Origin of the sequence: Shinella zoogloeoides, assembly GCF_003574625.1 — a bacterium.
In the GTDB taxonomy this organism is placed as follows: domain Bacteria; phylum Pseudomonadota; class Alphaproteobacteria; order Rhizobiales; family Rhizobiaceae; genus Shinella; species Shinella zoogloeoides_A.
In genome coordinates this window covers 506,767-519,738 of the sequence record NZ_QNUJ01000001.1, presented here as the reverse complement: position 1 = coordinate 519,738, position 12,972 = coordinate 506,767, and the positions used below count along the sequence as shown (strand labels likewise).

The 12,972-nt window shown below is 64.5% G+C and carries 10 protein-coding genes and 2 pseudogenes; 6 read left to right on the top strand and 6 right to left on the bottom strand.

The features are described 5' to 3' along the window. Positions 1-120: 120 nt before the first annotated feature. Positions 121-714 (bottom strand): TetR/AcrR family transcriptional regulator, encoded by a 594-nt coding sequence (locus tag DSD28_RS25735; RefSeq protein ID WP_162911196.1) that lies wholly within the window; start codon positions 712-714, stop codon positions 121-123. A gap of 228 nt (positions 715-942) precedes the next feature. On the opposite strand from DSD28_RS25735, the gene DSD28_RS02500 reads away from it, so the two are divergent. The 6 genes and pseudogenes from DSD28_RS02500 to DSD28_RS02475 form a co-directional block, all read left to right on the top strand. After that, positions 943-1,821 carry an ABC transporter substrate-binding protein gene (locus DSD28_RS02500; protein WP_245424707.1) on the top strand — a complete coding sequence of 293 codons (879 nt, stop codon included), beginning with the start codon at positions 943-945 and terminating at the stop codon, positions 1,819-1,821. A 19-nt stretch (positions 1,822-1,840) separates the two neighbouring features. Next, a complete protein-coding gene (locus DSD28_RS02495) occupies positions 1,841-2,908 on the top strand; it encodes a quaternary amine ABC transporter ATP-binding protein (RefSeq protein ID WP_119254966.1) in 1,068 nt (355 codons plus the stop codon). Next, entirely contained in the window at positions 2,905-4,977 is a 2,073-nt protein-coding gene (locus tag DSD28_RS02490) for an ABC transporter permease (protein WP_119254758.1), read from the top strand. The genes DSD28_RS02495 and DSD28_RS02490 overlap by 4 nt, the downstream gene beginning before the upstream one ends. Before the next feature lie 15 nt (positions 4,978-4,992). Beyond that, entirely contained in the window at positions 4,993-5,910 is a 918-nt protein-coding gene (locus tag DSD28_RS02485) for a nucleoside hydrolase (protein ID WP_119254757.1), read from the top strand. Next, complete coding sequence (locus DSD28_RS02480) at positions 5,907-6,128, top strand: hypothetical protein (protein ID WP_119254756.1); 222 nt, start codon at positions 5,907-5,909, stop codon at positions 6,126-6,128. The genes DSD28_RS02485 and DSD28_RS02480 overlap by 4 nt, the downstream gene beginning before the upstream one ends. A 27-nt stretch (positions 6,129-6,155) precedes the next feature. After that, positions 6,156-6,236: pseudogene (locus DSD28_RS02475) on the top strand (urease accessory protein UreG); the annotation flags it as partial. A gap of 16 nt (positions 6,237-6,252) precedes the next feature. Here the strand turns inward: DSD28_RS02475 and DSD28_RS02470 are convergent. The 5 genes and pseudogenes from DSD28_RS02470 to DSD28_RS02450 all read right to left on the bottom strand — a co-directional run. Further along, a pseudogene (locus DSD28_RS02470) lies at positions 6,253-7,629 on the bottom strand (NAD(P)-dependent oxidoreductase); the annotation flags it as partial. A 76-nt stretch (positions 7,630-7,705) separates the two neighbouring features. Beyond that, positions 7,706-9,139 (bottom strand): NAD-dependent succinate-semialdehyde dehydrogenase, encoded by a 1,434-nt coding sequence (locus tag DSD28_RS02465; RefSeq protein ID WP_119254754.1) that lies wholly within the window; start codon positions 9,137-9,139, stop codon positions 7,706-7,708. A gap of 47 nt (positions 9,140-9,186) precedes the next feature. Next, positions 9,187-10,446: an NAD(P)/FAD-dependent oxidoreductase gene (locus DSD28_RS02460; RefSeq protein ID WP_119254753.1), complete on the bottom strand. Its 1,260-nt coding sequence runs from the start codon at positions 10,444-10,446 to the stop codon at positions 9,187-9,189. A gap of 24 nt (positions 10,447-10,470) precedes the next feature. Continuing rightward, positions 10,471-11,253 carry an HpcH/HpaI aldolase family protein gene (locus tag DSD28_RS02455; protein ID WP_119254752.1) on the bottom strand — a complete coding sequence of 261 codons (783 nt, stop codon included), beginning with the start codon at positions 11,251-11,253 and terminating at the stop codon, positions 10,471-10,473. Positions 11,254-11,277: 24 nt separating this feature from the next. Continuing rightward, entirely contained in the window at positions 11,278-12,969 is a 1,692-nt protein-coding gene (locus DSD28_RS02450; protein ID WP_119254751.1) for a GMC family oxidoreductase, read from the bottom strand. Between the last annotated feature and the right edge of the window lie 3 nt (positions 12,970-12,972).

Genomic DNA, 12,972 nt, shown 5'->3' with positions numbered 1-12,972 from the left:
AACTCTTCCTCTGTTTACTCGCCTTATCGGCACCAATCGGTCGCGGGCAAGCTTCACCATGCTGCGGATGTGTCGCAAAGTTCTCAACGGATAAGAGCCGTATCTCGCGTCCTTGTTTTTCTAAACGCTCTCGCGGCCGGCGTTACCGTTACGCTCCCACGTCATCTCCATGAGGCGCCGTAGAAAGGCCTTCCGGTCTTCAGGGGCGAACTGCGGCAGTCCGATTGCTTCGTTGAAATAAAGCCCGTCCACGGCAAGACGGATCACCTCGGCATAAAAATAATCGAGCCCGTCTTTCTTCAAGCGGCTCGACCACTTTGTGTTTTCCACGGCGTAATCAGCGAGAAGATCGCGATCGGTCGCAATGCCGGCAATCATCGCTGCCGCGATGTCGTCGGCCCCTTCGGCGGGAAAGCTCGTGGTGATATAGGCGCGCAGATAAGAGCCTGGGCTGGGGTCAACCTCCACCATCGCCATCGTCTTTTCCTCGAAGGAATCAAGCCCCGCCGTAATCATGGCGCGGATCAGCGCATCCTTGGAGGCGAAATAGTGCAGTAGGCCGCCCTTGCTGATTCCGGCTTCCGTGGCGACATCAGCCAGTGTCATGCGAGCGACGCCGCGCTCCATGACGATGCGAGTCGCTGCGTTAACGATCGCGGTCCTGATCTCATCGCCGCTCTTGCGGGTTTTCCGCACCGGTTTTCCGTCCTTCATCGCCTGCTCGACCCCCCTCATCCGCAACCCCACGACGAGACATAGCAAAAAGTCCACATAGAAAAACCCTCTTCCGAAAAAATTTCGACCGGCTGGACGGTTTTTTATAGACCGTCCAGCCGGTCTGAAATAAGGTGCCTTCAGGAGTGAGGCATTGAAGGAGGAAATTACGTGCTCAGCGCTCGATCCATCTGCCTGGCGGCAGCCGCGGGTTTTGCATCCCTTACCGTGAGCTTGGCGACGGCCGCGCCGCTCGGCGATGCACAGGCGCCGATCCGCATCGCGCTCAACGAGTGGACCGGCCAGAACATCACGGCCCATGTCGCCGGCCAGCTCCTGGAGAAACTCGGCTACAAGGTGCAATACGTCACCGCCGGCAGCTTTCCGCAATGGATCGGCATGCAGGACGGCTCCATCGACATGACGCCGGAGCTGTGGACCAACAATCTCGGCGAGATTTATCCGAAGATGCTGGAGGCCAAACAGGTCGAACCCGTCGGCGATCTCGGCCTCAATGCCCGCGACGGCTGGGCCTATACCGACGCGACGCTTGCGATCTGCCCCAGCCTGCCGGACTGGAAGGCGCTGCTGGAACCTTCCTGCGCAGCGGCGCTGGCCACGGCCGAAACCCTGCCGAACGGCCGCCTCGTCGATTATCCCGCCGATTGGGGGACGGCTTCTGCAAATGAAATCGAGGACTTCAACCTGCCGCTGACCGCCGTTCCTGCCGGATCCGAAGGCGCGCTGGTGGCAGAACTGCAGGCCGCCGCCGCGGCCGACAAACCGTTGCTCATGCGCTTCTGGGCACCGCATTGGCTGCTCGCCAAGGTCAAGCTGAACTGGCTCGACATGCCGCCCTGCGATCCAAAGGATGGCGGTCGCTGCATCCTGCCTTCGCCGGTCATCAAGGTGGTGCGCGCCGGCTTCGGTGAAAAATGGCCGGCGGCCTATGCCTTCATGAAGCAATACCAGCTTGGCGCCGAGGACCAGCAGAAAATGATGCTGGAGATCGACCAGAACAAGAAGGAGATCGGCGCGGTCGTCAGCGCCTGGGTCGACGCCAACACCACCCGCTGGTCGCCCTGGATCGACGCGGCGCAGAAGTAGCCATCTCCGGAATATGGTCATGATCTCCTCGCCTCTCTCCCCAAGCGGCAGACCGGTAAAACTCGCCTGCCGAAACCTCTGGAAAATCTATGGTCTCCCGCCACAGGAAGCGGCCGACGTCGCCCGAACGGGCGACCCGGCCGCCCTGCAGCGCGAGCGGGATGGCCGCAAGCCGCTCGCCGCCGTTGCAGGTGCGAGCTTCGATATCCACGAGGCCGAAATCTTCGTATTGATGGGCCTGTCCGGTTCGGGCAAGTCGACGCTTTTGCGCTGCCTCACCCGGCTGATCGAACCTTCCGGCGGCAGCGTTACCCTGGACGGGGAAAACCTGCTTGCGGTCGGCCGCGGCAGGATGACTGAATTGCGCCGCAAGGCGATGGGCATGGTCTTCCAGAATTTCGGCCTGCTGCCGCATCTGAATGTTCTCGACAACGTCGCTTTTCCGTTGCGGGTGCAGGGTATCGACCGGACTGCCCGCGAGGCGCGGGCTCGCGAAATGACCGAACTCGTCGGTCTCGAGGGACGCGAAGCCCAGTTCCCGTCCCAGCTTTCCGGCGGCCAGCAGCAGCGTGTCGGCATTGCCCGCTCGCTTGCCGCCGAACCCGAAATCTGGTTTCTCGACGAGCCTTTCTCTGCCCTAGACCCGCTGATCCGCCGGCAGATGCAGGACGAGTTCATCCGCCTGCAGAAGATCCTGCGCAAGACCATCGTGTTCGTCACCCACGACGTACAGGAGGCTTTCCGGCTGGCGGACCGCATTGCCATCATGCGCGATGGCGCGATCGTCCAGATCGGCACGCCCGCCGAAATCGCGCTCGCCCCGGCAAACGGCTATATCGCCGAATTCCTGCGCGACGTACCGCTGCTCCGGGTGATCCGCGCTGTCGATGTGATGCGGCCGGTAACCGGCGACGGACAGGCAATGCCCCGTTTCACGACCGAGGATGTGCTGGAAGACATCCTGCCCACGCTTCTGGGCGGCGCGGCTGCGGTTAGCATCTGCGATGCGGACGGAAACCGCGTCGGCGAGATATCGGCAGCGGAAATGAGCGGCTTTTTCGGTAGCGACCGGGCGATACCCGCATGAAACCTGGAAATGCACTTTCCTCCGCATCCGCCCTCCTGAAGATGGCGGCCATGCCTGCACTGATGCTGGCTAGTCTTGCCGCTGCCAAGGCTGTGCCGCCTATCGCCGCCTTCCCCGCCAACTGGACGATACCCGTGCCGGCTGGCATTAACGCCGTTCTCGGCTGGCTCGTTCCCGCCATCCAGCCGGTCACGAGCCTTATCGGCAAGCTTGCGGGCGCGCTTCTTTCCACGCTGATCGGTATCCTGCAATTCCTGCCCTGGCCGGTCGTTGCTCTGGCGGTGGCGCTGATCGGCTTCAAGGCAGGCGGCATCCGCCTCGCGGCCCTCGTCCTTGCCGCGGTCGTCTATATCGTGCTGGCCGGCTTCTGGATGCAGAGCATGGCAACACTGTCGCTCGTGATACTCGCCGTGCCGCTGTCGGTTTCGCTCGGTTTCCTACTCGGGCTCGGCGCCTTCTTCCTGCCGCGGCTGCGCCAGGGGCTGGAGCTGGCCTTCGATTTCATGCAGACCTTCCCGGCCTTCGCCTATCTTCTGCCGCTGCTCCTGCTGTTCGGCTTCGGCCCGATCGCCGGGCTCGTCACCACCGCCATCTACGCGATACCGCCCATGGCGCGCTGTACTCTCAGCGGTCTCGTCGAAGTTCCGCGCGAGCGCCTCGAAGTCGCGGAAATGAGCGGCTGCTCCACCTGGCAACGGCTTGTCTGGGTGGAACTTCCCTCCGCTCGCCCCATGCTGGCGCTCGGTCTCAACCAGACGACGATGGCCGCGCTCAGCATGGTCATCACCGCCTCGATCATCGGCGGCTTCGACGATATCGGCTGGGTTGTGCTCAGCGGCTTGCGACAGGCCGATCTCGGCAAGAGCCTGCTGGCCGGTCTCGTCATCGTCCTGATCTCGGTGATCGTCGACCGCATCACCGCCGGCCTTTTCCGGTCTCCTGCAACGTCCGGCACCCGGATAGGCGGGCTCAGCTGGCCTGCCGTCCTCGCGGTCGCCGGTGCGGCGCTCGTGCTCGGCGCCGCCGCACGGCTGGCCGCGCCTCATCTGCTCCAAGGTTGGAACGAGACGCGCGGCATCGTCGATTTCGGCCTGATCAACGAGGTGCTTCTCGGCTTCGTAGCACGTTACAGCGACGTTCTGGACGCGATCAAGAACGCGGTTCTCTTCTATCTCGTTCTGCCGCTGCGCGTTGGCCTGGCCGGAGCCGTGCTGCCCATCACCTGGGGCTTTTCCATGACGCCGGCCGTCGCGGCCGCATATGCCGCGCTGGCGCTTCTCTTCGCGCTCCGGCAGATGACGAAGGGCCGGCCCTCGGCAGCTGCGGCAATCCTCTGCCTCGCCGCGCTTCTCTATACCGGGCTCGTCGCCTTTCCCTGGCCGGCTGCAGTTGCGCTGGCCGTCTGGGCGGCGTGGCGGGCTGCAGGACTGCGGCTGGCACTCTTCACCGGCCTCAGCCTCGCCTTCGTGCTGGCAACGGGTCTCTGGGTGCCCTTCGTAAAGTCGCTCTATCTGGTCGTCGTCGCCGTGGCGCTCTGTGCGCTTGCCGGCGGGCTTCTCGGAGTTTTGGCCGCACGCAGCGATCGCTTCTCGGCTCTGCTACGCCCCGTCAACGACGCCCTACAGACCATGCCGCAATTCGTCTTCCTCATTCCGGCCCTGATGTTCTTCAAGGTCGGCGAATTTGCCGGGCTGATCGCGATCGCACTTTACGCTGTCGTGCCGGCCATTCGCTATACCGAGACGGGTTTGCGCAATGTTTCGCCGACACTTCTCGAAACGGCGCGGCAACTCGGCTGCACGCCGCTCCAGAGCACATTTCTCGTACAATTGCCAACGGCTCGACCGGCTCTGCTGCTCGGCCTCAACCAAGTGATCATGGCCGCCATCACCATGCTGCCGATCGCCGCCACCGTCGGCACCGCCGAGCTTGGCCAGCAGATCTATGTCGCGCTCGGCAAGGCCGATGCGGGCCTCGGCGTCACTGCCGGCCTCGTCTTCTGCCTGCTTGCCATAAATCTCGATCGCATCCTGCGCGGCGTCGCCGGACGCCTGCGTAGCGCCCAATAACCAAAGGAAAATCCCATGTCCCTCTCCGAAGGCCATCGTCTGGCGATGCTTGAGCCTCATTCCGGCAAACGTCGCATCGTCATCGATACGGACACGTTCAACGAGATCGACGACCAGTTCGCCATTGTCCATGCACTGCTGTCGCCAGAGCGCGTCACGGTCGAGGCGATCTATGCCGCGCCCTTCGTCAATGAAACAACATGCGATCCGGCAGAAGGCATGGAACTCAGCTATCAGGAAATCCTCGCATTGCTCGAACGGCTTTCCATTCCCCATGAAGGCCTCGTGCATCGCGGCGTCACCCGCTATGTCGGCCGCGAGAAACGACCTGTCGCCGCCCCCGCCGTCGACGACCTGATCGCCCGCGCACGGCGCGCATCACCCGAGGACCCGCTGCATGTCGTCGCCATCGCCGCGATCAGCAACGTCGCCTCCGCCCTGCTCACCGCTCCCGACATCATCGACCGGATCGTCGTCATCTGGCTCGGCGGCCATGCCATCGACTGGCAGCATCAGGCCGAATTCAATCTCGAACAGGATATCGGCGGCGTGCAGGTGCTGTTCGATTCCGGTGTACCGCTGGTCCTTGTTCCTTGCGAGGGCGTGACATCGATTCTGCACAGCACCGTGCCGGAGATCGAGCGCTATGTCGAACCGCATGGCGAGATCGGTCGCTTTCTCGCCATGCGCTTCAAGGGCTACTGCGATGATCACACCGGTTGGGCCAAAGAGATCTGGGACATGGGCGCAACCGCCTGGGTGCTCGACCCTGTCTGGGCGCCAAGCGTTCTCATACCCACCCCTATCCTGACCGACGACCTGCATTACGCTGTCGATCGGTCGCGCCATCAGATACGCTATGTGTACGCGGTGAACCGAAACCCGATCCTGCGAGATTTCATTGGAAAACTCGCAACATATGGACATCGATGAATCCGTACGCGGTCGCGTCGAACCTCGTTTCGGTCGCCATCCATTGCGGCGCTGTCGGCCAGCGCCGTGGTGTCGCGGTTCTGACGATGTTAGACACGTGGATCGTCGCGTTTGCAGCGGCGGCGGTCGCTTCAACACGCGACGGTCTCGGTTCCGGCGTCATGCAGGCGGAGATCGTGAGGCTTCGGCACGAAACCCTGCCGGTCCGACTCTTCTGAGCGGGCCTTCATTCCAAGGGAGTTTCCATGACATCGAAGAACGGTCGCCTGCGCGTCGGCATCGGCGACCCAGTCGGCTCCGGCAAGACAGCAGTCTCCGAAAAGCTTATGTAGTTAACAGCCTTCACTCTGTTTCAGATAAACCATAGAACGGTCCCTCCAGTGATTGCGCTCGCAGCAGCGTGGCGAGGATATTGCTCTTGAGCAACAGATTGCTACCCGCTGTCCGTACACCTTCACTCGCCAATCTGTCCAACGCCAAGAGAACGCCTTGCGCGGCGGTGTGTAGCGCTTCCATTTGGGCCTTGTCGCAACGCAATTCCTCCAGATGGCCTGCGGTCACGCCGCCAAGTCCGGCTGGTGTCCGGGCTCCGGCGTCGGTGTATCCTTCGGGCAGATCGCCCCTGAGATTGCGGACAACGCGCCGCTCGATCGCATCGAGGATCTGATTGACCGCCTGCATCGCCCCCACCACGCGGGTCGGGTGATCCGTATCCGCGGCGGCATGGGGCAACAGCGACAGCCGTGCGCCGTGCTCCGACAAGAGGGACAGATAGGGAGCCATTGGGCCGGACAGCGCGCCGCTCGACGCGTCGCAAAAGAGATCGGCATCGATCGCGGCGTGCGAGACGCGCCCCGAGGAAAGGGCGGCGGCCAGAGCCGGGATATCGACCAACTCGCCGCGATCGTAATTGATGAGCACAGCCCCCTCGGCGAGCGCCGATAGCACCTTCGCACCGATCAGCCCGGCATTGGCATGGCCTTTCGGCCCGAGCGATCCGAGGCCGACATGGACGGAAAGGACGTCTGCATCCGCCGCGGCTTCAAGGGGGCTGGCTGCATAGACAAAGCCCTCGCTCTCGATCCACACCCTATGGCGCGGGCGGGCGAAGATGCGCACAGTCATTCCGAAAGCCCGGGCGAGCTTTGCCACTTCCCGGCCGATATTGCCGTAGCCGATCACCGCGAATGTCCTGCCCTCCAGCTTGGCGGTCGGAAAGCGGACCAGATCGGTCCCGGTGTCAAAACGGCCGGCAGCCACCAGCGCGTTCATCTCGTCAACCGGCAGGTCGGGGCGCACCCTGAGGAGCGCCTTCATCACCATCTGTGCGGTGGCGCGCGCATTGATGCCGGGCGTGTTCATCAGCGGCGCAATGCCGCCCTGGCCATCACCGCCACCCCAACTGGCGGAACCCATATTGCCGGTTCCCGTGCCGATCCGGACGCCGCCGAGATCGAAGCGCATGCCTTTCGGCAGGAACGTCGCCGCGGCGATGACGGCATCGTAGAGACCGTCTCCCGCTTCGGCCAGAAGTTCGGCCTCGGTGGAGAGCATGGGCTGGTAATAGAAGTGCGCCCGTCCGGGCTCGGGGGTCGGCATGGCACGCGCCGAGCCCTCATGGAAAACGCCGCCCCGGGCCTCCACATGCGCCTTGACGGCGGAATGATCCGGAAGCCCGTCCGGACCGATGGCAAGGCCCACCAGATCGACGATCAATATCCTGGGCGTGGTCCTGTCGGTCATTTTTCCTCCTGCCGGAAAGCGGCGGGATACCCCACCGCCTCATCGGGATATTTCAGAACAGTTCGGATACGAACTTGGTGCGCTGGAAGGCTTCCAGCCCCTCGATACCGCTCTCGGAACCGAAGCCGGATTCGTTGACGCCGCCGAACGGTGTCTCGGGGGTCGAGATCATCGTGTGGTTCACGCCGACGAGACCGGCTTCCAGCGCCATTTCCGCATCGCGCGCGGTCGCCCCGTCCTTCGTGAAGACAAAGGAGGCAAGGCCGTAGGGCAGAGCGTTCGCCCGGGCGATGACCTCATCGAAGGTCGAGAACGGCACGATGGAGGCGACGGGGCCGAAGGGTTCCTCGGACATGATCCGGGCGCTTTCCGGCACGTTGGAAAGCACGGTCGGCGCATAGAAATTGCCCGGCCGGTCCAGACGCTGGCCTCCGGCGAGGAGTTCTGCCCCCTTGCCGACGGCATCGTCGACCAGCGACTGGATGGCGTCGCAGCGGCGCGGGGCGATCATCGGTCCCATCTGTGTTTCGGGATCGAGCCCGTTGCCGAGCTTCAGCGCGGCGGCCTTCGCGGCCATGCCGGCGGCAAAGGCACCGGCGATGCTCTCATGCACGAAGAAGCGGGTGGGCGAGGTGCAGACCTGCCCGGCATTGCGGAATTTGGCGGCGGCAAGCGTCGCCACCGCGTGGTCCACGTCGGCATCCGCAAAGACCAGCACCGGGGCGTGGCCACCGAGTTCCATAGTCGTGCGCTTCAGCGTGTCCGCGGCGCGCTTCTGCAGGAGCTTGCCCACGGCAGTGGAGCCGGTAAGGGACACCTTCCTAGGGATCGGCGAGGCGAGAAGATGAAGCGAGACCTCGTCCGGCACCCCGAAGACGAGGTTCAGCACGCCTTTCGGCAGGCCGGCATCCTGGAAGCAGCGGGCGAAGGCCACGGCCGTGCCGGGGGTTTCCTCGGCGGTCTTGAGGATGATCGAGCAGCCGGCCGCAAGCGCGCCGGATATCTTGCGGATCACGTTGGAGGCCGGGAAGTTCCAGGCCGCGAAAGCCGCAACCACGCCCACCGGCTCCTTGTAAACCATCTGGCGCTGGCCCGGAACGCGGCCTGGCACGATGCGCCCATAGGCGCGCTTGCCTTCCTCGGCATACCAGCGCGTTGCTTCCGCCGAGAAGGCGACCTCGCCTCTGGCCTCGGCGAGCGGCTTGCCGTTCTCCATGGTCAGGACACGGGCGATGGTCTCCAGCCGCTCGTCGATCAGGTCGGCGGCCTTCATCATGATCTTGTAGCGATTGACCGCCGGCAGCGCCTTCCAGGGGCCGAATGCGCGATCGGCAGCGGCGAGCGCTGCGTCGAGGTCGGCGGCCGAGGCATGCGGCACCGTGGCGATCTCCTCGCCGGTCGCGGGATTTACGAGCGGCTGGCCCTTGCCCTCGCTGCCCTTGCGGAAAACGCCGTCGATCAGCAGGTCGATTGTTTCTTCATACATCGGTTTCTCCTTGTCCGGCGCATGGCCGTGTTGCCGCGCGGGCCCGATCAGAACCGGGACGAGCGGAAATGCGATATGTCGATGGAGGTCGGCCGACCGGCGGCAAGCTCCGCCACCAGGCGGCCCGTCACCGATCCGCCCATCAGGCCCTGATGGCCGTGGCCGAAAGCGAGGATGACGTTGTCGTGGCGCGGGGCAACCTCGATGACCGGGATACTGTCCGGCGTGCCGGGACGGTTGCCCATCCAGCGCTCCATGCCGCCGAGGTCGGCTCCGTGGAACATGTGGCGTGCCTGGCTGAGCAGGATATCCGCCCGCCGCCAGTTCGGCGCAGCCTCCGGCCGGGCGAATTCCACCGTGCCGGAAAGGCGCAGTCCCCCCTCCATCGGCGCGGCGACGAACTTGCGCTCGGCGGCGTTGACGTTGACCTTCAGGCCCGTGTCCGCATTGGGCAGCATGATGTGATAGCCGCGCTCGCTGATCAGCGGAACGCGCACGCCGACCTGCCGGGCGAAGGGCGCGGAAAACGCACCGGCGGCGATCACCACCTTGTCGGCCGAGATCACGCCGGCCTCGGTCGAGACGCCCACCACACGCCCCTGCTCCAGCACGAGCGCTCTTACACTCCGGCGGGTGAAGACGGCGCCCTTGTCCGACGCAAGCCGCGCGATGGCGGAAACGAGCCGGCCCGGATTGGGGCACTGGCCCTGCTCCGGCAGGAAGACCCCGGCGCAATAGGCCGGCGAGATGGCCGGCTCCAGCTCCCGCATCTGGCGGGCATCGAGGATTTCGACCTTGACGCCGCGCTCGCGCCGCATGGCGATGGACAAGGCACTGCCTTCCGGGCCTTTCGGATTCTCGTAGGCGAAAAGCTGGCCGCGATGCACGATCAGGTCCTCGCAGCCCGCCTCCTTCACCAGCGGCTCATAGCAGGTGAGCGTGAGCCGGTTCAGCGCGATCATCCCGTCCGATATGCGTTTTACGCGCGAAAGGCGGGAATTGGCGAGGAAACGGAGGAGCCACGGCAAAGCGTGGGGAAGATCGAGGAGGCGCAGCCCGATCGGCCCCTCCGGATCGAGCAGCATGCCGGGCACCTGGGCGGCGATGCCGGGCATGGCATTGGGAATGCAGGAGCCCGGTGAAAGCCCTCCCGCATTGCCATAGGAGCATTGCCCCGGACTGCCGGGATCGAGCGGATCGACGACCTCGACCGCGAAGCCTTCGTCGACAAGCGCGTTGGCCGCGCAGACACCGATGATGCCCGCACCGATGACGATCACTTTTTCGCTGCGACGCGGCTGTGTCATCTTCCCGCTCCGATCCTATCCGCCTCAGGGCGCGTCCGGCGCCGGCTTGCCGGCACGGAACGACGGCAGCGCGCGCGAATAGGCGATCTGCAGCATGCGGAAGTCCGAGAGATAGGCGATGAACTTGTAGCCGAGGTCGCGCATCTTCTGCCCGTACTCGACCGAGCCGACATGGATGCCCGGAACGACGCCGGCCTTGATGCAACGGTCGGCGATCAGCGCGATCGCTTCGTTCACGTCGCCCCACTTCGGATCGAAGCCGGGCGTGTATCCCATGGACACGGCAAGATCCGACGGGCCGACGAAGATCGCATCGAGGCCCGACGTGGCAAGGATCTCGTCCAGATTGGCGACGCCGTCCTTATGCTCGATCATCGCCATGGTGATGACCGTCTTGTTGGCATTGGCGAAATAGTCCGCACCGCCGTAGAGGCCCGCGCGGATCGGGCCGACGGAACGGCCGCCCTCGGGATAGTAGCGGCAGGCCTCGACGAAGGCGCGGCATTCCGCGGCAGTGTTGACCATCGGCACGATCACGCCGAAGGCACCGGCATCCAGCACGCGGCCGATGATCGCCGGATCGTTCCACGGCACGCGCACGAAGGGCGTCTTGTCGGTGGTGGAAATCGCCTGCAGCATCGACAGCATGTCGGAATAGTCCGCGCAACCATGCTGCATATCGACCGTGACCGCATCGAAATCCTGCTGTGCCATCATCTCGGCGGAAAGGCCGGAGGGGATCGCCAGCCAGCCGGTGACGGCGCATTCGCCTTTGGACCAAAGGGTCTTGACCTTGTTCTCTCGCATTTCGGGCTCCTCTTGGTATCTGGTTCAGGAATTCAGGATCAGATCGGCGGCCTTCTCGGCCATCGCGATCGTGGTGATATTGGTGTTGGCCGCGATGACGGAGGGCATGGCGGACGCGTCGACCACGCGCAGGCCTTCGACACCGCGCACCCGGCACTCGTTATCGAGCACGGCCATCGGATCGTCGTCGCCGCCCATCCGGCAACTGCAGGAGACATGCCAGCCCGACCAGACCGCCTTCTTCGCCCAGTCGACGATCAGGTCGCGGTTCTGCATCATCTCGTGCATCCGCTCCGTGGTGCCGAACTTGTGGCGCAGGAGCGTCTCGCGGAAGAAGGGCGCATAATCGAAAAGCAGCGCCGCCGCCCCTGTCTTGACGTAGTTCGACAGCTTGCGGACGGAAAGCAAGCGTGCTTCCTCGGTATAGCCGGCGAGGAACCACGTATTCACATGCGCCTGCACGCGCGGGTCCTCCATGATGCGGTATATCCGCTCGAAACCGTCGACGAGACGCATCAGGTCGCGCTCGTCGCCACCGAGGTTGAGGTTGACCACCGGCTCGTCGCGCCAGTCGGCCGTCTTCAGGGTAACGCTTCCGCGGGAATAGGACTTGTTCACGCAGACGTTCAGCGCGCCCATCGCCTTGCCGAGCGGATGCCAGCCGGCGCGGTTGACCGGCATCAGCAGCATGTCGGACGGCGAACAGCCGTCGTAGCCGGAGGAATAGCGCACGCCGAGGAAGATATGGCGGCGCTGGCCGGGCTTGAGCCGGGCGGAACGCTTGAAATGCGCGCCCACGGAAAGATGCGGGTGATCCATTAGATTGGCGCCGACACCGGGCAGGTCCGCCACGACCGGAATGCCGAGCGCGCGAAGGTCCGCGGCCGGGCCGATGCCGGCGCGCAGTAGGATCGGCGGCGTATGCAGCGCGCCGGAGGACAGGATGACCTCACGCGCCTGCCAGAGTTCCGGCGGCCGGTCTGCCGTGCGGGCATTGACGCCGGTAACGCGCCTGCCCTCGATCTCCAGCCCCTCGACCTGCGTATTGGCGAAGATATGCAGGTTCTTGCGGGCCCGCACCTCGCGGGTGAGGTAGCCGATGGCGGTCGAGACCCGCCGGTCGTTCTCGTTGGCCAGGGGAAGCGGGAAGGAGCCGTCGTCGAAGGAGGCGTTGTAGTCCTTTCTGTAAGGAGCGTCCTGCTCGGTGACGGCGAGCACCGACTTGGTAAAGCCCGCCCAGTCCTCGGGGAAGACGCGGCGGATCGGCATCGGGCCTTCCCTGCCGTGCAGCGGGCCGTCAAAGTCGAGATCGCGCTCCAGCTTGCGGAAATAGGGCAGCATCCCCTCCCAGTTCCAGCCGGCGGCGCCCATCGCCTCCCATTCGTCGTAGTCGGCGGGAAGCCCGCGCACGGCGAACTGGCCGTTGATCGACGATCCGCCGCCCATCACCCGCGCCTGCTCCAGGCGGGTCGGGGGGATGACCTCGGAATTGGAACGGGGGTTTCGGGCAAAGACCCTGAGCTTCGTCCAGTGGAACGCCGGGTCGAAATAGGAAAGGCCCGGATAGCTGTCGGAAATCACATCCGGCACGTTGTCAGGCGGGGTGTCGGGACCTGCTTCCAGCAGCGCCACCTGTTTGGCGGGGTTCTCGGACAGGCGGCCCGCAAGCGTCGCGCCGGCCGAGCCGCCCCCCACGATGACGTAATCGTAGATCATTTG

Excerpts from the sequence above, each read along its gene's own strand:
- DSD28_RS02455 (WP_119254752.1), bottom strand. The coding sequence starts at position 11,253 with ATGCGAGAGAACAAGGTCAAGACCCTTTGGTCCAAAGGCGAATGCGCC.
- DSD28_RS02465 (WP_119254754.1), bottom strand. The coding sequence starts at position 9,139 with ATGTATGAAGAAACAATCGACCTGCTGATCGACGGCGTTTTCCGCAAG.
- DSD28_RS02450 (WP_119254751.1), bottom strand. The coding sequence starts at position 12,969 with ATGATCTACGATTACGTCATCGTGGGGGGCGGCTCGGCCGGCGCGACG.
- DSD28_RS02485 (WP_119254757.1), top strand. The coding sequence starts at position 4,993 with ATGTCCCTCTCCGAAGGCCATCGTCTGGCGATGCTTGAGCCTCATTCC.
- DSD28_RS02480 (WP_119254756.1), top strand. The coding sequence starts at position 5,907 with ATGAATCCGTACGCGGTCGCGTCGAACCTCGTTTCGGTCGCCATCCAT.
- DSD28_RS25735 (WP_162911196.1), bottom strand. The coding sequence starts at position 714 with ATGAAGGACGGAAAACCGGTGCGGAAAACCCGCAAGAGCGGCGATGAG.
- DSD28_RS02490 (WP_119254758.1), top strand. The coding sequence starts at position 2,905 with ATGAAACCTGGAAATGCACTTTCCTCCGCATCCGCCCTCCTGAAGATG.
- DSD28_RS02495 (WP_119254966.1), top strand. The coding sequence starts at position 1,841 with ATGATCTCCTCGCCTCTCTCCCCAAGCGGCAGACCGGTAAAACTCGCC.
- DSD28_RS02460 (WP_119254753.1), bottom strand. The coding sequence starts at position 10,446 with ATGACACAGCCGCGTCGCAGCGAAAAAGTGATCGTCATCGGTGCGGGC.